The 19,591-nt window shown below is 40.2% G+C and carries 15 protein-coding genes; 9 read left to right on the top strand and 6 right to left on the bottom strand.

From position 1 onward, the window contains the following. Window positions 1–66: 66 nt before the first annotated feature. Complete coding sequence (gene thrS / locus H6G75_RS12175; RefSeq protein WP_190980195.1) at window positions 67–1,908, bottom strand: threonine--tRNA ligase; 1,842 nt, start codon at window positions 1,906–1,908, stop codon at window positions 67–69. Between the two features lie 352 nt (window positions 1,909–2,260). Between thrS and H6G75_RS12170 the strand changes: the two genes are divergently transcribed. Both H6G75_RS12170 and H6G75_RS12165 read left to right on the top strand, forming a co-directional pair. Next, window positions 2,261–2,581 carry a DUF2605 domain-containing protein gene (locus H6G75_RS12170; RefSeq protein ID WP_062295214.1) on the top strand — a complete coding sequence of 107 codons (321 nt, stop codon included), beginning with the start codon at window positions 2,261–2,263 and terminating at the stop codon, window positions 2,579–2,581. 248 nt (window positions 2,582–2,829) lie between these two features. Continuing rightward, window positions 2,830–3,141, top strand: a complete 312-nt coding sequence (locus H6G75_RS12165) for a DUF2973 domain-containing protein (RefSeq protein WP_190980194.1) — start codon at window positions 2,830–2,832, stop codon at window positions 3,139–3,141. A 123-nt stretch (window positions 3,142–3,264) separates the two neighbouring features. On the opposite strand, the gene H6G75_RS12160 is transcribed toward H6G75_RS12165, so the two are convergent. After that, window positions 3,265–5,556, bottom strand: a complete 2,292-nt coding sequence (locus tag H6G75_RS12160; RefSeq protein WP_190980192.1) for an amylo-alpha-1,6-glucosidase — start codon at window positions 5,554–5,556, stop codon at window positions 3,265–3,267. 999 nt (window positions 5,557–6,555) lie between these two features. Here H6G75_RS12160 and H6G75_RS12155 point away from each other — a divergent pair. The 5 genes from H6G75_RS12155 (at window position 6,556) to H6G75_RS12135 (ending at window position 12,643) form a co-directional block, all read left to right on the top strand. Next, window positions 6,556–8,562, top strand: coding sequence for a DICT sensory domain-containing protein (locus H6G75_RS12155; RefSeq protein WP_190980190.1), 2,007 nt, complete (start codon window positions 6,556–6,558; stop codon window positions 8,560–8,562). A gap of 446 nt (window positions 8,563–9,008) precedes the next feature. After that, window positions 9,009–9,293: a hypothetical protein gene (locus H6G75_RS12150; protein ID WP_190980188.1), complete on the top strand. Its 285-nt coding sequence runs from the start codon at window positions 9,009–9,011 to the stop codon at window positions 9,291–9,293. Window positions 9,294–9,573: 280 nt separating this feature from the next. Next, window positions 9,574–9,993, top strand: coding sequence for a photosystem I reaction center subunit II PsaD (locus H6G75_RS12145; RefSeq protein WP_190980186.1), 420 nt, complete (start codon window positions 9,574–9,576; stop codon window positions 9,991–9,993). Between the two features lie 107 nt (window positions 9,994–10,100). Then, window positions 10,101–11,618: an anthranilate synthase component I gene (gene trpE, locus H6G75_RS12140; RefSeq protein WP_190980184.1), complete on the top strand. Its 1,518-nt coding sequence runs from the start codon at window positions 10,101–10,103 to the stop codon at window positions 11,616–11,618. A gap of 422 nt (window positions 11,619–12,040) precedes the next feature. Further along, window positions 12,041–12,643 (top strand): pentapeptide repeat-containing protein, encoded by a 603-nt coding sequence (locus H6G75_RS12135; protein WP_397331911.1) that lies wholly within the window; start codon window positions 12,041–12,043, stop codon window positions 12,641–12,643. Between the two features lie 110 nt (window positions 12,644–12,753). On the opposite strand, the gene H6G75_RS12130 is transcribed toward H6G75_RS12135, so the two are convergent. From H6G75_RS12130 to H6G75_RS12120, 3 genes are read right to left on the bottom strand one after another with little or no spacing between them, the layout of a single operon-like run. Beyond that, window positions 12,754–15,006 carry a Piwi domain-containing protein gene (locus H6G75_RS12130; RefSeq protein WP_190980182.1) on the bottom strand — a complete coding sequence of 751 codons (2,253 nt, stop codon included), beginning with the start codon at window positions 15,004–15,006 and terminating at the stop codon, window positions 12,754–12,756. Next, a complete protein-coding gene (locus H6G75_RS12125) occupies window positions 15,003–15,824 on the bottom strand; it encodes a PD-(D/E)XK nuclease family protein (protein WP_190980180.1) in 822 nt (273 codons plus the stop codon). Before H6G75_RS12125 ends, H6G75_RS12130 begins: the two co-directional genes overlap by 4 nt. Window positions 15,825–15,860: 36 nt before the next feature. Further along, a complete protein-coding gene (locus tag H6G75_RS12120; protein WP_190980179.1) occupies window positions 15,861–16,082 on the bottom strand; it encodes a hypothetical protein in 222 nt (73 codons plus the stop codon). 348 nt (window positions 16,083–16,430) lie between these two features. Here H6G75_RS12120 and H6G75_RS12115 point away from each other — a divergent pair, with 348 nt between their 5' ends. Next, window positions 16,431–17,522 (top strand): XRE family transcriptional regulator, encoded by a 1,092-nt coding sequence (locus tag H6G75_RS12115; protein ID WP_199337836.1) that lies wholly within the window; start codon window positions 16,431–16,433, stop codon window positions 17,520–17,522. A gap of 23 nt (window positions 17,523–17,545) precedes the next feature. Beyond that, window positions 17,546–18,070, top strand: a complete 525-nt coding sequence (locus H6G75_RS12110; protein ID WP_199337835.1) for an ImmA/IrrE family metallo-endopeptidase — start codon at window positions 17,546–17,548, stop codon at window positions 18,068–18,070. A gap of 476 nt (window positions 18,071–18,546) precedes the next feature. Here the strand turns inward: H6G75_RS12110 and H6G75_RS12105 are convergent, their stop codons facing one another. Then, entirely contained in the window at window positions 18,547–19,401 is an 855-nt protein-coding gene (locus tag H6G75_RS12105) for a DUF4114 domain-containing protein (protein ID WP_190980178.1), read from the bottom strand. Window positions 19,402–19,591 lie beyond the last annotated feature (190 nt).

Below are 19,591 nucleotides of genomic sequence, written 5' to 3'. Positions count from 1 at the left end.
TATTTATCCATAACATACAGTAATTACGGTATTTTTTAGGCTGGGTGTGACCCAGCCTAGTTTTTACTAGAAGTTATCGAAATTAGCGATCGCATCTTTTAATTTCTGCACAACTTCATCTACAGAAATTGCGCCTAATTCCCCAGAAGCGCGGGTACGAATACTTAAAGAGTTGGTTTCAACTTCTTTTGCACCTACCACCGCCATTACTGGTATTTTATCTTTCTCAGCGTTGCGGATTAATTTACCCAAGCGATCGCCACTGGTGTCAACTTCTGCACGGATACCCAAAGCCTGCATTTTCGCTACTACAGATTTCGCAAAATCTAGCTGTGCATCACTCACAGATAGCAAGCGAATCTGCACAGGTGCTAACCACAAGGGGAAATCACCTGCATACTCTTCAATTAATATCCCAATCAGCCGTTCTAAGGAACCGAAAGGTGCGCGGTGAATCATCACCGGACGTTTGCGTGAACCATCTTCAGCAACGTACTCTAAATCAAAGCGTTCTGGTAAGTTGTAGTCAACTTGCACAGTCCCCAATTGCCATTCTCTTTCCAACGCATCTTTAAAGATAAAGTCAAGCTTCGGCCCGTAAAATGCGGCTTCCCCAATACCTTCAAAATGTTCCATTCCTAGCTGTTGAACAGCGCGGCGAATTGCACCTTCAGCTTTATCCCAAACCTCATCGCCACCAATATATTTATCACTAGCAGGGTCACGGAAACTCAGTCTAGCTTTGAAGTTCTTGAGTTGCAGCTTATTGAACACCGACAAAATCAAATCCACCACGTTGAGGAATTCGCTATCGAGTTGTTCTGGGGTGACAAACAAGTGTGAGTCATCCACAGTAAAACCGCGCACTCTAGTTAAACCGCCTAATTCCCCTGACTGTTCGTAGCGGTAAACAGTACCAAATTCTGCCAAGCGCATTGGTAGTTCCCGATAAGAGCGTAATTCACTCTTATATATTTGGATGTGGAAGGGACAGTTCATTGGCTTCATGACAAAGCCTTGCTCAAGTGTGGCGGCGGCTTCATCCTCTGCCATTAAGGGAAACATATCTTCTTTATATTTTTGCCAGTGGCCGGAGGTTTTAAATAAATCCACCCTCGCAATGTGGGGAGTCACCACAGGTAAATAGCCACGCTTGAGTTGTTCTTGCTTGAGGAAGTCTTCTAAGATACTCCGCAATAAAGTACCTTTGGGAGTCCACAATGGTAAACCCGGCCCCACTAAGTCGGAGAAGATAAATAATCCCAATTCTTTGCCGAGTTTGCGATGGTCTCGTCGCTGTGCTTCTTCTTTGCGGCGCTTGTACTCTGCTAGTTGTTCCGGAGTTTCCCAAGCAGTACCGTAAATGCGCTGTAGTTGTGCTTTGGTTTCATCCCCACGCCAATATGCACCCGCAACGCTTTCTAAATCAATGGCTTTGGGGTTTAATTCTTGAGTATTTTCCACATGAGGCCCAGCGCACAAATCCCACCATTGATCACCCAAGTGATAAATAGTAATGGGTTCTTTTAAATCTGCCAGGATTTCTAATTTATAAGGTTCGTTGATTTCTTTAATGCGGCGTTCGGCTTCTTCCCGGCTGACTTCTTCTCTAATTACTGGCAATTTGCGATTAATAATCTTCGCCATCTCTTTTTGGATGGCTTTGAGGTCTTTGTCAGTAAATGGCTCTGGACTGTCGAAATCGTAATAAAATCCATTTTCAATCCAGGGGCCGATTGTCACTTGCGCCTTGGGAAACAGCTTCTGCACTGCCATTGCCATCACATGAGAAGTTGTGTGGCGAATCTTTTTTAAAGTCTCTGATTCGCTGGTACGGGGTAAAGAAATTTTTTCTGGTTGTTCTGCTTGATGCAGATTTTGATTTGGCGACATTGGCTGCTGAACCATTGGCGAAGTAATTGCAAAAAGTAATTTATTAGTTAAAATGCTGAAATCATTACCCAAATATAACATCTGGTTATATTTCAGCTTGACAGATTTTTAGCTGTCCTGGATGCACTCTAGCACTGTATGAAGTGTGAAACTTAATCTTAGCTTGCCGACTGTGTTTTCTCTTGTCTACAGTCTTTAGCCTGAATTTTTTTAGGTTAAATTACTGTGTTCTTGATGAAGATTTGCTTTTCGTAACTATTATGACAGATTTATTTAACAATCTTTCTGAGGACATAGCATATAATAACGTTAAGTTTTGTAAAAAACGTTAATATTAATAAGAAAAATAGAAGTATCCTTCATATCTATGCAAGACTCAAATTTACCAGGGACTGAGTTGCTGAAAACGGTCTTAGAGCCTTTGTTAGAAGACTTTGACTATTGGTTTGGGCGATCGCGCCACCTTTTAGAAACTGAGCAACTCTCATTTATGAGTCATCAAGAACAATCAGACTTACTGTTGCGAGTCAAGCAAGCACAAACAGAGCTAAACACGGCAAAAATGCTATTTGCAGCCACTGATAAACAAGTCGGACTTGATATGACAACCTTAGCGCCTTGGCATCAATTGGTTACGGAATGCTGGAATGTAGGGATGCGCTTTCATCAAGAAAAAGAAAAGTCGTAGCGACTGGTTGGTGTTGATGAAACATCACACACTTCGCATAGATACTATAAAATACTTAATAAAATTTTTATTAACAAATAATGTATCCTATGCTACCGTTAATTGAATAGCCTTGACAAATTTTTCATATTAATCATATAAGCGCATCAAAAGTGCGTTAAAAACTTACAATCGCTGCGAGTCCTAACCTCAGCGAAGCTTTTCAGTATAAGGTTTTTAAACTTGCTGCCCTGGAGGAAACCCGCATTATGTTGCACCTACTTTATATTCTTGCTTTTACGATTTTGGCTTGTATTGCAGTGGCAAACTTAATTCGCAACTTAGTTATGTTTAGTTTTATGGACAGAGAACGAAATTATCCAGCCACACCTTCCGCAAATCGAAATTATCGTTCAGGGAGAAAATCAGTACCCCATCCAGAATTATTAGATAGCGATGGCAACATCATTAAAGAACCATTATTAGTTATGCGTTCTATTAATGTTGAAGATGCCAGGCAACAACTAGATGCAATTTATGAAGCTTCTCCAGGACAAAAGAGTGAAAATCATGAAAAGTAGGGAGTAGGGGCTAAGGGACTAGAGGCTAGGGACTAGATATTTATAGCTAAAGCTACACAAAAGTATAAAATTTGAACTTCTAGCCTCTAACCTCTAGCCTCATTGATACTTCATATTGTTTGATTAAGCTTCGATAACTACGCGGAGATTACCGCGTTTTTTAGCTACGCGACAGGCAGTAGTATTACCAGAACGCTCAAATTCCAAATCGAGAATTGTTGTACCGACTCGTAAATTGTGAAAAGACAGATGATTAATTGACTCTGGTAAAGCGGGGTCGATTATTCGGAGGCAGTTATTTTGCGCGTCTGGAACTAAATTGACAATCATTTGTAGCAGTTGAAACACGCTACCTGTAGCCCAAGCTTGCGGTGTACAAGCCACGGGATATTGTACAGGGGCATTGTCACCATTGCGTTCGTAGCCACAAAACAGTTCTGGAGGACGTTGATAGGGCTGCTGATTAGTCATGTCGAGTATACCTTGAAAAAGTTCCAAGGCTTGATCGATTAAACCGAGCGATCGCAAACCCATCGCAATTAACGAGTTATCATGAGGCCACACCGAACCAATGTGATAACCCATAGGATTGTATGCTGGCGATAAACTGCTTAAAGTCCGAATGCCCCAACCATTAAACATATCAGGTGCGCGTAACCTTTCCGCCACACTGTAAGCTTTTTCTGGGGTAAAGATGCCCAACTGCAAACAATGACCAGGGTTAGATGTAATACTATCTACCTGTTTGCCATCACCATCTAAAGCCAAGGCACAAAAATCTTGGTCTTCCATCCAAAAGTCTTGATTAAACCGCAACTTCAAATTTTTGGCTTCTTCTTGCCAACGGTCTGCTAAATCTAACCGCTTCTTCATTCTGGCAATTTCAGCCAACCGGATTTTAGCAGAATAAACATAAGCTTGGACTTCACATAAAGCAATTGACCCGTTAGCCAAATCTCCTTTACGATCAACAATACAGTCGCCAGAGTCCTTCCAACCTTGGTTAGCTAAACCGCGTTTTGATTTGCGATAGTAACTCAAATAGCCAGTTGCTTGCAAGTTGCGGTCAATCCACTCCATTGCGGCTAAAGCATTTGGCCAAAGTTGTTCTAAGGTTTCGTGGTCATTTGTCCAAGTGTAGTATTCGCCATACAGCATCAACCACAAAGGCGTAGCGTCAACAGTACCGTAATAAGGTGTGTGGGGAATTTCTTGACACCGCGCCATTTCACCCAAGCGTAATTCGTGCAGAATTTTGCCTGGTTCTTCTTCGCGCCATTCATCCTCGGTTTTACCTTGGTAGGCTGCCAATAGCTGCAAGGTTTCTTTAGCGATTTGCGAGTTTAAAATTAAAGTCTGGGAAGCTGTAATAATCGAATCTCGCCCAAACAACGCCGAAAACCAAGGTACACCAGCAGAAACCGTCTTGTACTTGCCAAAGGACTGGCGTAACAAGTACATATCTTGTTCAGCACGGTCAATAATGCGATTAAGTATAATTTTGTCGGAACTAATACGGGTAATTTGTTGCACCCAATTTTGTTCTTCCATCATTTCTGCGGCTTTGGCTTGTCCGAGAGTAAAAGCGGCACTGACGGTAGAACTAGAGGTATTGTTAGTTAATAAATTGATGCGATAGCCGATTTTTTGAGTTTGATGAGATGCTAACTCTAAGCGCCACACGGCTGTATAACCTTTAAAGTAATCTGGTAGGCGATGCTGGAATTGGATACGCGACTCCATGATTAAGCCATCCAGACCGTGATATGCCAATGTTAAAAATTCGGCTTTTTGGGTGTCAGTGTGAGGTGATACAGGTGCAGCACTATCACCATTGAATACAGCGGCATCTTCTTGTGTTGGTTCGACTAGACGTAAAAGTTTACCGCGTTGGGGTCGGCCATAACCCCGTACTTCAAACAAATCGACAAAATCGGCATCAAAACTAATGCTGAGTTCAAAGCTGACAGTTGTAGTGCTGTAGTTAGATATTTCGATTTCTTCAAATAATGCGCCATTGAGGACGATTTCGCGGCGAATGCCTATATTATCAGCTTTGAGGCGATCGTCAATTCTGGGGTTAGTACACAAAATCGAAAGCGAAAATCCCTTTTCTGCTGTGCTGCTCAGGAGTATAGGCGATCGCCCTTCAATTTGCAATTCCAGACGGTTGAGAAATCGCGTATCACAACAAAACAATCCCATACTAGGATTGCCATCATTCAGGGAACAGCCTGAAATGTTCCCTATTGTATCTGTCACTAGAAATAAATCATCATCTTTGACCGTCAGCGTGGGTTGTGGTCGTTCACTCACCACACAAGGCCACTCTGGTAGAGGTAATTGTTCTGCGGGGATAAAAGTCTTGCCGTCCAATGAAATTTTATCTTGGGTGATTAGCAAATCCGGTGTCATCAGCCAAAGTTCCGTGTACAGGTCTATGTTTTCGTCGTCGTATTAACTTTGATAAGTTCAACAGCAGTCAAATCCAAGCAAAAAAATTCTGTTCAGAACTGTGAAAAAGACGTTCTGAAAAACTTATTAGAGAAAATTTCCATAACAAATCTTTATAAATTTATATTGTCTGGGGTGAAAGTCAAGGCTGATATTACAGGATTTTCACGGATATTAAATCAACCCTGGTATATACTCCCACCTGACTCGCTTACTCTTTTATTTTGGGACTAAAGCTCCGCAATGGTAGCAGAATCCAGAATTCAGCATTAATCAGTAGGCAAAAAGATGCAACACTGCTGAAAAACCAGTAAATTGGAGATTTATGAGGCTTATTGAAGAAGGCAGGCGGCACTTCGGCAAAGCTGGAGAAGTCAAAAGTATTCTTCATTTTTGCCTTTTGACTTACCGCTACGCGGTTGAGGCAGTACCGAAGGGCAGTTAACACAGAAGTCAATTCAGACTTCAGATTTTCGTTTTGATCAACTTTTGGTTAACGAAAGGGCAGTTCTGACCGAAAATGTATATTGAGCGTAGTAGCTTAGGACTTAAATCATCCCAATGGGCAACATCTAAATCAACAAACACAATTTTTATCCAGACCATAGCATCTTGAGAGAATGGCTATTCCACGTCTATGCCTGACTCAGCAAAGATGCTAACTGTGAACTTGACTTGAGACTGGGATATTTGTCAAGAAACCTCTAGGCACTCCTCCTTGTGCAGTCAGACAAAGTAACTTGCCATCTGATGACTAAAAGCTGAACAATACACCAAAAGCGTGTTTTGACTTTTAGCCACATAGATTGGAAGTTTATTGCTGCTACTGCCTTTTTAAAGTGCTGTTTAGGATTCTTTACATAATGCAACTGTCTGTCTAGTTTGAGAGTTGATTGTAATTTGTACAATGCAGCTGTGACGTGGATTTTTTCTGTGAAAGTGGCTCCTTAAACAATATTCATGAGCATTTCGACTTCCGTACTGAGTGATCTGCTACAGTCCATCCCTTACCTGCGGCCCCAGCTATATTTCAAAGCTTCACTAACCGCCCTCTCCCATGCAATGGAAGATCAGGTTTTGGCGGCGACTTTAGACAGACCTTTGGTAATTGCCAGCTTTCAACGCGAGCGATTTTATCGCCAAGAAGCCCATCGCTATCAAAGGTTGGCGCAGCGCAGTAATCAAATATACGTTTTAGCTGCTCCAGAAACGGACTTTGCCAATAGCTCGGAATACTATGAAAAAGTCGCCTTTGAACCAGATGATGGTTTAACGCAAGAGTGGCACTTGGTAGTAGTTGCTGATAATTATGCTACTTGCTTAGTGTGTCGAGAAAGCTTGGGTTCTATTACCAAAAATCAGCAAGTTCCAGAGTTTAGTACTGGTTTGGATATAGACACAGCCCGTAGGTTTGAGGGTGTATGGACATCAGAGCGGGGAGTTAGCCTGAAAGCGGCACAATTGCTATTAGACAGAATTGTGATTTATCGCCCAGATTTGGCGAATAAAGTCAAGGAAGCCCGCCAAAGGTATGGTATTGGGGAACCAAGAATTTACTCTCAAATCGGACAACCCGAATTTGCTTGTGATATCGATACAGACCCGTTTGTGCAGCGATTGGTAACTTATTTGCAAGCCAGTCAGTATAAATTACATAAAGCTTATCGCTCAATTATTGCCCAAGCCCGTAAAGAACGTTTAATTAATTCTATTAGTACGGCAATTAGGCGATCGCTTGATCCCCATGAAGTTTTGCAAATCGCCGCCCAAGAATTAGGACAACACTTAGGGACAAGTCGTTGTTTAATTTACCGCGCTCAAGCTACACAAGCCCAAGCCACAATTGAACATGAATTTTTGACTACTGGTGTTTTACCTGTATGTGGGCAAACCTGGGATTTAGATAATAATGCTTTGTTTCAGGAAGTTGTGCAGCTGGGGGAAGGCGTTTGTGTGGCTGATACACATAATGATTTGCGAATCAGCAGTTCTAGAAATCTGTCCTTAATTGCCAAAAAATACAGTATTCGTTCGTGGTTAATGGAACCAGTATTGTCTCAGGGAAGACTGCTGGGGATTGTGGAACTACACTATTGCAGTGTACCGCCGCACCAGTGGCAACCAGGAGAATTTGATTTGGTAAAAGCGATCGCCACCCAAATTGGAGCCGCTTTAATTCAAGCCGAAGCCTACGCCAACCTCGAAGAACTCAACCAACAACTAGAAGCCCTCGATCGCACCCGCAGCAACTTAATAGCCATTACCGGACATGAACTGCGTACCCCTTTATCTACCATTCAAGTTTGCTTAGAAAGTCTCGCCAGTGAACCAGATATGCCTGTGGAATTACAGCAGGTAATGTTAAATACAGCCTTGGCTGATTCCGAACGGATGCGGAAACTTGTACAGGATTTTCTCACCCTGTCTAACTTAGAAAGCGGCCGCGTAGAATGGCATCCCGAATCGCTTACTTTGCGCGAGTGTGTGGATTTAGCCCTCAGCCGCACTCGCACCCGCCCCTCAATGGAAAATCCGCCCCAAATCACAACCCAACTCACCGAAAATTTACCTTTAGTGAAAGCCGATGGTGATTGGTTAGTGGAAGTCTTGGCAAAACTGATCGACAACGCCTGCAAATTTACGCCCTCTGACGGGGAAATTTCCATTCAAGCCATTCAAAACGGCAATCAGATGGTAGAAGTCACAGTGGCTGACACAGGAAGGGGTATTGAGCCTAATCGCTTGGAGGTTGTATTTGACCGCTTTTATCAGGAAGAAGGGGCGCTAAGGCGTACCGCAGGCGGCACAGGTTTGGGGTTAGCAATTTGTCGGCAAATTGTCAATGGTTGGGGTGGAGAAATTTGGGCAGAGTCTCAAGGCAAAGACCAAGGTAGTCAGTTTCATTTCACCATTCCCATTGTTCTGGGTAGCCAGGAAGAAAAGCGGGCAAGGGTGAGGAGTAAATAGTTAATTGTCAATAGTTTAGATTTAAGCTTGAGTTTTTCAAAGTACAATTACTTTTTACTATGTCGCTGGATTACCCCGACTACGAGGAACTACGAAAGAGAAGCAAATTTTTAGGATGGCTCTGGCGACTTAGTGATGCGGGCTATTATTTCGGCCTAATTGGCAGCATTATTTGGCCGTTAGCGGTGATTGGTTGCCAAATTACAAGTCGAAAACGTCAGTTGCCTTGGGATAAAGCCTTTTTACTTCTAATCTTAGGTATGGTAGTCTGCTTCAGTATTTTTTGGGGGGCTGCACAGTTTAAGAAATTTGTATTAAGAAGAGGAAAAAGCTTGAAGAGTAAGCCTTGACGAATTTTAGTAGTAGATAGCTACTCACAATCTCACAGATGCAATGGACTTCTTGCATAAATACTCGGAAAGCGACACGCAAGGAGCGAGAATATTATGAAGGTTGAAGCTTTAAAAAAGCGATTGGGCAAAAACCGTCCTATAACGACAATGACAATTCGTATTCCCGAAGATGTGATTGAGGATTTAAAGCGCGTTGCACCGTTGCTTGGTTTTTCTGGATATCAACCTCTGGTGCGTGCTTATATTGGACAAGGACTAAGGACAGACTTAGAACGATTAGAAGGCGATACAGTATCTGCGTTGATTGCCAGTTTAAAGCGCCACGGTGTAAGTGATGAAGTGCTTCAAGATGCACTCAACGAAGTTACTCAGCGTTAATAGGCGATCGCAGCCCTAAAATTAGCGAAGGAAATCCTGACAGCAAAATCCAACCCATCATGTAAAGTTTTGTATAGTCCAAATTTCAGTTTTTGGGTGAAGTTCATTTTTTTTGATGATCATTCACGGTGTTTTGGTAAAAAGTGAATTTGACAAATTGCGGGACTATAGATTATGGACTTTTGACTTTAAACTAAAAACTGTTACAGACTATGACGCGATCGCAATATGATCGTGATGGCGGTGTTACGATGCCCTAAAAACCTTGAGAGAATGCTTTATGGCAGAAACACTTTCTGGAAAAACCCCACTGTTCGCCGGTAGTACTGGCGGTTTGCTCACCAAAGCAAAAGAGGAAGAAAAGTACGCTATCACTTGGACAAGCCCCAAGGCTCAGGTGTTTGAATTACCTACAGGTGGCGCAGCTACCATGCACCAAGGCGAAAACTTGCTTTACTTAGCTCGTAAAGAATACGGCATTGCTTTGGGCGGTCAACTCCGTAAATTCAAAATCACCGACTACAAAATTTATCGGATTTTGCCTAGCGGAGAAACCACCTTCATTCACCCAGCAGATGGTGTCTTCCCTGAAAAAGTTAACCAAGGCCGCGAAAAAGTACGTCACGTACCTCGTCGCATTGGTCAAAACCCCAACGCCTCAGAACTTAAGTTCAGTGGTAAGCAACCCTACGATGCTTAATTAAAAATGCTGAGTGCTGAGTTATGAGTGCTGAGTAACGAAAAAGTTTTAAACTCAATGCTGATTACTTGGCACTCAGCATAAGTCAAATTGACTGATAACTGTTTATGATTTTTCCCAATTTCTCTGATTTTTCCCAATTAGCTTCACAAGGTAACTTTGTCCCGGTGTATCAAGAATGGGTGGCTGATTTAGATACACCTGTCTCTGCATGGTACAAAGTTTGTGCTGGACAACCTTACAGCTTTTTGTTGGAATCAGTGGAAGGCGGTGAAAAAATCGGACGCTATAGTTTTGTCGGTTGCGATCCTCTGTGGGTACTAGAAGCGAGAGGAGAGACAACCACCCAAACACACCGTGATGGTTCGCAAGCTGTGTTTACAGGTGATCCTTTTACAGCTTTAGCCCAATGTCTTGAGCCTTATCAGCCAGTAAAATTACCCCAATTACCACCAGGAATTGGGGGATTATTTGGGTTTTGGGGTTATGAATTGATTCGTTGGATTGAACCGCGTGTTCCCGTCCATCCCCAAGATGAACGCAACATTCCTGATGGGTTATGGATGCAGGTAGACCAACTATTAATTTTTGACCAGGTAAAGCGGAAAATTTGGGCGATCGCCTATTCTGATTTACGCGACCCCAATGTAGATTTACAAGCAGCTTATCAAAAAGCTTGCGATCGCGTGACTAATTTGGTCAGCAAGTTATCTCTACCACTGTCACCACAAAAAACTATCCTGGAATGGACACCACCAGGTCATCAGCCAGTAGAGAACAAAGAATTAGCATACACCAGCAACTTCACCAAAACCGAATTCTGCGCCAGCGTCCAAAAGGCAAAAGACTACATCAAAGCTGGTGATATATTCCAAGTTGTCATTTCCCAGCGACTCGCCACAGAATACACAGGCGACCCCTTTGCCCTTTACCGTTCGCTGCGCCAAATTAATCCTTCGCCTTACATGGCTTATTTTCACTTTCAGGACTGGCAAATTATTGGTTCTAGTCCCGAAGTCATGGTAAAAGCCGAACGTGACCCAGATGAGGGAATTATCGCCACAGTCCGCCCCATTGCAGGTACAAGGCCACGGGGTAAAACTACCAAAGAAGATTTAGCTTTAGCAGAAGACTTGCTACAAGACCCCAAGGAAATTGCTGAACACGTTATGCTGGTTGACTTGGGGCGAAACGACTTGGGGCGAGTTTGCCAAAGTGGTAGCGTGAAAGTCGATGAATTGATGGTTGTTGAGCGTTACTCTCATGTGATGCACATTGTAAGTAATGTGGTAGGTAAATTAGCCAGCCATAAAAATGCTTGGGATTTAATGAAAGCTTGCTTCCCGGCGGGGACAGTTAGCGGCGCACCCAAAATTCGGGCGATGGAAATTATTAACGAACTAGAACCAAGTCGCCGGGGTGTTTATTCGGGTGTGTATGGCTATTACGATTTTGAAGGACAATTAAATAGTGCGATCGCAATTCGCACAATGGTAGTCAAAGATAACATCGTCAGTGTGCAAGCTGGTGCAGGTTTGGTAGCTGACTCTGAACCAGAAAAAGAATATGAAGAGACGCTAAATAAAGCCAGAGGACTATTAGTGGCGATTCGCTGTTTACGTTAAAGAAATTTGCCAGAAATATAGCAGGGAACAGGTAATAGGCTTCCGCCGTGAGCGTCAGCCGAACGGTGACAGGTGACAGGGTTAAAAGCTTTGTGGTGTCCAAGTTTTATTATTTATCGATGTCCTAACCAATTTGGCTACTGCTATATAAAAAATTTCAAGTAGGGACGGACATAAGTTCGTCCTTACATATATTTGTTCAAAAATCAAATCGGACTGCCATATCCCTCCTATAAACAGGAACTATAAACGCATAACTGAGAATTTGTTGTACTTTTGTAACGATTTTGTTATATTTCTTTACAGATGGTTGTACAAAGCAATTCACATCCAGTCAAGCATTTGCCCTCAGACTTTCATTGCAAAGTCAGTTCATGCGTACATTTGTTAACCAATTAATTCAACTAAATCGAGTTAAGTAAATGATCATTTGGAAGGCAGGCTGTATGGACGCTGATGAACTTCTCAGGCGCTATCAGGTAGGAGAGAGAAAATTCACACAGGTTTGCCTGCATTCAGTTAATCTGAGTGAAGTATGTCTAGCTGGGATTAACTTAGATAGCGCCAGCTTAGTAAACGTCACTTTATCTCATTCCAATTTGAGTGGAGCCAACCTCATAGAAGCAAATTTGGCATTATCTTGCCTTTGGCGAACTAACTTCAGTGGTGCGAAACTAATTTGGACAAACCTCAAAGCTGCTAACTTAATTCGCGCCAACCTAAGCAGCGTAGACTTACACAAAGCATCTCTACAAAAATCAGACCTACGTTTAGCTAATTTACACAATGCTGACCTCAGTGGTGCAAATTTAAGTGGTGCAGATTTGAGTTACGCCAACCTCCGTGGTGCTAACTTAGCAGGAGCCAATCTTAACGGTGCAAACCTCACGGGAGCTAACTTGAGCCAAGCAGACTTGAGTTATGCGGATCTCCATAAAACCATCTTGTACAAAGCTGATCTCAGTGATGTTGACTTGTCACAAGTTAACTTGAAAAAAGTTGATTTGGATGAACTTTTTGTTTGATGTTGCTAATTGATGAAATGATTTTTGTCTCATACAAATATGCAAAGGCAATAAGCTCTTGCATTTACCCTAGTTAAAAAATCCATTCATACCGCAACTATAAACTGAGACTATAGCCAAAACTGGCGATCGCCATTCAGGGAATTTGGTACAATACCTTGTAACCGCCTATAAGCTATACGGTCAGATCCATAGAGTGGAACAGGTAAGCGTGGCTCTTTCAATGCTCCATGATGTAGCAAAGTGAGTTTTAATGTTGCTTCTATTACATCTTCAATAGGTACTTGGTGTCCTCTTTCATGTACTCTCAAACGTAGAGGATAAGGTAAGCCCATATTTTCAGATGGTAATTTAGTTGTTACTAACAGTACTTCGCGAGAAGACAAGCGAAGTGCTAGACCTTGTGTAGGGGCTTTCACAACTGACTGATAATAGTTATAAAGTCTGGGAATTCCAGACTTAATGCACTCTACGAGGATAAATTTAGAATTAATTGCTTTAGCTCTTTCCTGTAAATGTTCAACTTCATTACCACAAAAGTGTCCGTCACGGTAAATTAGTACAGTTTTTTCGCTGAGATCAGCAGATGGGAGAAATCTTTCTAGTGTTTGTTTATCAATTTCTTCACCTTCTGTTAACGCATCTTCTAATTTATAACGAATAAACTCACCTTGTTTCCCATACAGACGCACACTTGCACAAACATTTATGCTACCAAAGGTTTTCTTTTTGGCTTTTCTGGAAATATCAAAGCCGATAAAATAATCAGCAACCCCTAAAGGTTGAGCTAGAATAAAGGGCAAATTTCCTAACTTTGCCAAAATTCCTATTATTACTTGATTGATGATATTTTTATAATTGCTAGGATTTTTTAAAGTCTCCTCATAAATTACTTGGCTGACTATTTCAGGATTACTACGTCGCAGTAGCCTTGAAGAAATGAAAGTATATAAACTACCATCATCACTATTATCCGTATGGCGATCATCCTGGGGTAGAAAAGTCAAAACAATATCAGTAGGAATAGCTATTAAATCATCAAGGGCTTTCTCCACTTTAGCTCTAGCTTCAGCACTGCTTAAACCATTAATAGAAACAGCTTTTCTTTTATCCTCATCAATCTCAAGGCTTTCAAAGCCATAGTCTTTTAAGCGTTGACGGAGTTGCTGAAGAAAAGATAGATTAACTTGAAAATCGCCTATTTTAAGTGCTGCGATGCGAATTTTTCTTGAGATATCTTGATAATCTTGATGACGGCGATAAACTTTACCTGTTGATAATCCCTTTAATACCTCATTGCGCTTGCGAATCACATTGTTGCCAAATTGAAGCAATGTGTCTTCCAGTCTGAAGTTAGGTACTAAGAATAATTTGGGATACTTGCCACTGTTAATACATTTAGTGGCTAACTGAAAACCATATACAGCTAAACTATTTGTAGCTTCTTGCTTACATAAAGCTAAACGATTCTGTCTTTCTTTATAAGGAATTTTAGTCTGTTTCCGTAAATCACTATACTTTACTTCAAATAAGTCAGCAGTTTCTTCTGTGACACAGGGCTTTAAAGCAGCCATTGGATAAGGATATTGTTGTTTATCTTTACCAAATTGAATACTTACCACAGGTTGTTCATCTGGTGCTGCTTCAGGTTCAAGTTTTTGTTTACTAATAGCTCCAGTTGCTTGTTCAAGAAGCTCTTCTCTACGCTCTCCAAAAGTTCCTGCGAGAGCCACAATTTTAGCAGAGCTATTTTTTTCAATATCTCGGACTTTTAAACCAATTAAAAGCTTATTTGGATCTTGTCGATAAGGATGATTTTCGTAAAACTCAGCTAAGTCACCTTTGAAAACAAAAGAACTGTGAATTGTAAAAGCGATCGCAGGATGTAAAATATCTTGTATTTCTATTGTTTCTGCCCAGAAATCAACTTCTCGTTTAACTTCAACCTTATTTTCATACCAAACAGTATCAGATGAGAAAGGTCGTCTAACTTGTAATATTCTTACAGCTAATTGAGCCAAAATAGAAGCTGTTATTTGTGGTTGACTAACCCATTGTATTGAATAGGAGCGATCACCAATATCTTTTTTTAATTCCTCTTCAATTTTTCTCAATGCCTCTCGCCATTGATTTTGACTTGGCATCGCTTGATTTGGCTTGGCTAAAACCCAGAAAAATCCATTATGCCAAATTACAATAATATCTGGAAATTTCTGGTTAAAACGCCAGCCAATTCGGTTCCCTATCTGTTTGTCAACTCCAGGAGAAAGACGAAAGCATATTAAATTCGGTTGATTAATGCTTAGTAAGAAAATCTCACTTAAAAAAATTGGAGATGTAGAAGCTTGACGATTGGTAGTCATGAACCTGTCTCTGAAATAGCAAAACTACAAATTGAATTGAATTGACAGTAGCGACAGCTTATACCAGGATTAGGAAGAAAAATTTGGTTAAACTCAGCCGGATTATTACGGTAAAGCTTCATGTCTTTTTGATGTTTTTGAGCTATCAATGCTAACTCTATTTGAAAAGCTTCAAGTGTGTTGGATGTCGCTGTGATAGGTTCAGACCACTTACCATTTTCCAAGTTATAAAACGATGCTATGGCTTTTTGTTGTGGGTATATATATTTAGCCGCTAGAAGGTAAATATATGCCTGTCGCTTATCAAAGTCAGTTTTACCTGTCTTGAAATCTAAAATATGCAAAGTTGCATCTTCTTCACCAAAAATACAGTCAATTGCAGCATAGAGGTTGAATGAGTAATTACCTTGCTGAATCAGAATAGATTCGGGAAAACCTTCATCACCTCGACAGAGTTTAACTATTTTCTTATTGGCGAGAACGGGATTTTTTTGATAGTGTGTCAGGATTGGAATTACTCGCTGCTGAACTACATCTGACTCTTTTTCCAATTTCAGAATCTCTGTTAACTGCTTTATTGCATCTGTTCGGTGTAGTAAAAATGGATCTTGATGAAACTCATAAACCCCCTTTTGTGCAAGTAATCCAATTCTTTGATGAGTATTATCACTGTCCAATATTGCTGCAACCAAGGGTTCTCTTGCTCGCGCTTTTGTAAAACCTCGTTTCATGTCGCAGTGTAAGTGTTCTTGACCTATTGGTGGTGCGTACTGTAACCAAAGGTTGTAACTGGCAGATGGTAGCCAAGTTTTGTTCATGGCTTTCAAGTTTATGAGTTGAGTGGAACAAAAGTCTTATTTGGTAAGAATCTCATAGATTGCCGTGCTGGTTTTATTCGATTTTGATAGTCCAGTCTCGTTTGCTTGTTGAAAAGCCTGTAAACCTTCTAGCATCTGTGCAGCAGCTTCTATAAGTTGTGGATTGTGACTTGATTGTTGAACTTCCTCTAAGAGAATTGCTAGGGGTCTACCTATGGAAAAGCACAGTTGTTCAAAATTTGAGGATTGTGTTTTCACAGCTTTGCTCCCGTGTAACATTGTGTATTTTTGTCATCATGTAACAGCCTGAGTTGCTATACTACTTCAACTTACCTAGCTGTTAGCTACTTATAGTTGAACTATATTATGCAAGTTGAAATAATATGTCAAGTATCTAAAAAATAAACAAATAGGGTTGAATTAATTTTTCAACATTGATATCATCTATACATTGAGTTATGTACAGCTTGATAAATCTGAGCAACTTAGAACCCAGTAAATTATAAAAACTCTTGCTTTACAAAGCTTTCATTCCTGTATGACCTCATACTACAGAAGGCTTATCATGTATGGTTCAAGAATTATATCAACTGTTTGAAGGTGATTATGGATCAACAAGAGAAGCAGAGTTTTGGCAAGTTTATTTGGCAAGCTCGTAGAAAGAAAGGTTTAAGTCAGCGTGAACTAGCCACAAAAGTAGGGGTAGACTCTACCTACTTATCTAAGTTAGAAAACGATCATGTTGAGCCAAGCGAAAAGGTGATCCGCTCCTTAGCAGAACACTTAAGTTTAAATGCAGAAGAGTTGATTTATCTGGCTGGACGTATGACTCAACATGACTCAGAAGCTCTTGAGGAATTAGTTAAAGCTAACTATAAAGAAATGCCTGCGTTATTTCGCCGAGTGAGGGAAAGCCCAGGTATTGATTCACTAGTCAAAGCACGAGATGAGCAAATTACAAAATTGCAAAAAGAAAATGCTGAATTGAAAGCTAAACTAGAAAAACTTCAAAAACAACTTACCTTATTTAATCCTTATATTATCTACTCCAAAGAGGAAATAGAAAGTAGGGCTGATGAAATTCTGCAAAATATAAAATATTTGCATAATAACCATATAAATGTACCAATAAATGTTGAGAGAATATGTGATTATCTAGATTTAAGTATTGATATTGTAGACATATTACCTGATGAGTATGGGCTGATAGCAGCTAAGATTCTCCCTTTAGAAAGGAAAATTTTAATTAATTCAGGTATGCCTGAAATGTTAGGAGCTTTTACAGATTCTACAATTGCTCATGAAATAGGCCACTGGGTACTTCACATTAATAAAGAAGATGTTGCAATTTTATCAGAAGATATTAATGTAAATAGTAACGAGCAAAAGAAAGATATTTCATTCTTCTGTCGTAGTGTTAATATTCCAATCAATAAATCTGAAGCAGTGGAGTGGCAAGCTCAATATTTTGCAAATTGTCTATTAATGCCTCGTTATGTTCTACAAAAATTATGCAACGGGCGTGATTTAACTAAGTGGAGTCACCTTTACGTAATTAAGGATGAGCTAGGAGTCACAATATCTAGTCTCATACATCGTTTACAAAATCTTGGTTGGATTTATATTCCTAAAGGTTCTAAAAAAATATTTCTTGGAGATAGAGAATCAGAATCTCAGCAAATTAAGTATTGGTTATAAGTTAAGAAGGTGAGGAGTAAAAAGTGAACATCTTCCGAGAGTATCGATTTTATCGTAAAGAAGAAATTGAATCTAAAGCGAATGAAGTTTTAAGAATTATGGAGATGGAAAGGTTTCCTCCAAAGTGGCCTTTTGAAGCTAGTCGTGCTGCTGATGCTTTAGGAATAATGGTTGACTGGCAAAGTATACCCCCTGATACTCAAGGGCCGATAGTGGCAAAGATTCTCCCATTAGAGAGAAAGATTGTACTCAATGAATTAATTCCTCAGCTAAATGGAGGATTTGAACAATCTACAATAGCTCATGAAATTGGACACTGGATACTTCATGTCAATCAAAATGAAGCTGACGGTTTGACAGAACAGTTAGAATTAAATTTGGGGCTAGAAGATGCCACTAGATATTTTTTATGCCGCACTATAGACGCTCAAACTATCCAAATAAATGTGAATAGGCAGCTAAAAAATATTGAATGGCAAGCTCAGTATATGGCAAGCTCAGTATTTTGCTGGTTGTCTGTTAATGCCTGTACACATTCTAGAGGCTAAACTTAAAGGACGTGATTTAACTAATTGGAAACATCTTTATGCAATACAAAAGGAACTTGGCGTAACAATATCTAATCTTGTCTATCGCCTACAAGACCTCGGATGGATTTACATCCCCAAAGATTCTAAACAAATCTATCCTGGTAAAGCTATACCGAGTGGGCAAACCAATATATTTTGATTAAAAAGCGATCGCTTTTTCTGACTTGGTGAAGCGATCGCTTGGATGGTATACTGGCAGATACGAAAATATTTGAAAAAGCACACAAAAAATTCAGTATCTTTTGATAACTCAGAACAGAAAGGTTGTTGAGTGACCCTGAAACAGTAGTGAATAGTGAAATTGTAAACTTGTAAATCGATATTGATAGATGCGCCCTTGATACAGGCATCAAGCTATTGACTTCTACCGATGGGAAAAATGGTTGCGGCAAATAAAAGCTGAATCATCAAGCCTTCAAGCATTGAAAATGTTACTAGCTGTTAGCTTTTTTCAAAGAACGGCGACGAGTTTTGAGTACACCAATTGCACCGATACCAACCAAGGCTAAGGTTGCAGAAGGTTCTGGAACACTAGCACCTGTTAATGCAGCAGCATTTTTAGAACCAATATCTACGGCAAAAACGACATCATTATAATCTTTATCGCCGCCTCCCCATAAATCTTCATAACCCAAAACTAAGAAGTTTTTGTACACATAAGTCATTACGTGTTGCAAACCATCTGGGTTATTAGCTTCATTTAAACCAAATACACCTTTAACAGTTTGTCCTTGTTTGTTTTTGCCGTAGATACCACCATTGATATCATTAGAATGCAATAGGAAATCGAGGGTAGTACCAGCTTGGAATTTGCCTAAGCTAACCCAGTCACCAACATTTAAGGGGCTGTCTTGTTGGGTTTTATTATCTAAGGCATTGTTAGGATTTGCACAAAACTCTTTAAAATTTTGAAAAGCACTATCTTTGGTACTACAAGATGTATCGCCAAAGATTTTGCCTGTGGTGACAGTATCACCAGAAGTTGCTTGAAAATCTAAACGGTTGCGATAACCACCAGCAGTTTCACCAATAAAGAAGACTTTTGTATCGTGAGCATATTTCAGTGTTAGTTGAGACAAATCAACTTTATGCGCTCCAATTGTCTCAGGAGATAAGTAACGAGATTCTTTGCCAACGAAATCTTTAAAGTTTTGGATATTATCTTTAAAATCAGCTGGGGCTTCATCTCTGCTTTGGATGTTAACCGCATGTGCTGGTGTAGCAGCTACCCACAAACCAGTTACTAAAGTTGTTGCAGCAAGTAAATTAGTGAACAATGAGTTTTTCATAGCTTTCCTTCTTGAAATCATGAATCCATTTGTAAGAGATTAGCTATGAATGCGTCTAGTTTATTTTATGAACTTGTTCACTTTTTTATATTGAAAGCATTTAATAAAAACCAATTACAAAAGTTATGTATATACACGGTAAAACCAATTATCAGCATTAATTATTTCAAGTGATTTTTGAACTAATAAT

Origin of the sequence: Nostoc sp. FACHB-280, from assembly GCF_014697615.1 — a bacterium.
Taxonomy (GTDB): Bacteria; Cyanobacteriota; Cyanobacteriia; order Cyanobacteriales; family Nostocaceae; genus Nostoc_B.
This window is presented reverse-complemented; position numbering and strand designations above follow the sequence as displayed.

What these genes read in the sequence shown, in the direction of transcription:
- H6G75_RS12125 (WP_190980180.1), bottom strand. Translation starts at nt 15,824, where the DNA reads ATGAACAAAACTTGGCTACCATCTGCCAGTTACAACCTTTGGTTACAG.
- H6G75_RS12130 (WP_190980182.1), bottom strand. Translation starts at nt 15,006, where the DNA reads ATGACTACCAATCGTCAAGCTTCTACATCTCCAATTTTTTTAAGTGAG.
- H6G75_RS12105 (WP_190980178.1), bottom strand. Translation starts at nt 19,401, where the DNA reads ATGAAAAACTCATTGTTCACTAATTTACTTGCTGCAACAACTTTAGTA.
- H6G75_RS12145 (WP_190980186.1), top strand. Translation starts at nt 9,574, where the DNA reads ATGGCAGAAACACTTTCTGGAAAAACCCCACTGTTCGCCGGTAGTACT.
- H6G75_RS12155 (WP_190980190.1), top strand. Translation starts at nt 6,556, where the DNA reads ATGAGCATTTCGACTTCCGTACTGAGTGATCTGCTACAGTCCATCCCT.
- H6G75_RS12115 (WP_199337836.1), top strand. Translation starts at nt 16,431, where the DNA reads ATGGATCAACAAGAGAAGCAGAGTTTTGGCAAGTTTATTTGGCAAGCT.
- H6G75_RS12135 (WP_397331911.1), top strand. Translation starts at nt 12,041, where the DNA reads ATGATCATTTGGAAGGCAGGCTGTATGGACGCTGATGAACTTCTCAGG.
- H6G75_RS12150 (WP_190980188.1), top strand. Translation starts at nt 9,009, where the DNA reads ATGAAGGTTGAAGCTTTAAAAAAGCGATTGGGCAAAAACCGTCCTATA.
- H6G75_RS12170 (WP_062295214.1), top strand. Translation starts at nt 2,261, where the DNA reads ATGCAAGACTCAAATTTACCAGGGACTGAGTTGCTGAAAACGGTCTTA.
- H6G75_RS12165 (WP_190980194.1), top strand. Translation starts at nt 2,830, where the DNA reads ATGTTGCACCTACTTTATATTCTTGCTTTTACGATTTTGGCTTGTATT.
- H6G75_RS12160 (WP_190980192.1), bottom strand. Translation starts at nt 5,556, where the DNA reads ATGACACCGGATTTGCTAATCACCCAAGATAAAATTTCATTGGACGGC.
- thrS (WP_190980195.1), bottom strand. Translation starts at nt 1,908, where the DNA reads ATGGTTCAGCAGCCAATGTCGCCAAATCAAAATCTGCATCAAGCAGAA.
- trpE (WP_190980184.1), top strand. Translation starts at nt 10,101, where the DNA reads ATGATTTTTCCCAATTTCTCTGATTTTTCCCAATTAGCTTCACAAGGT.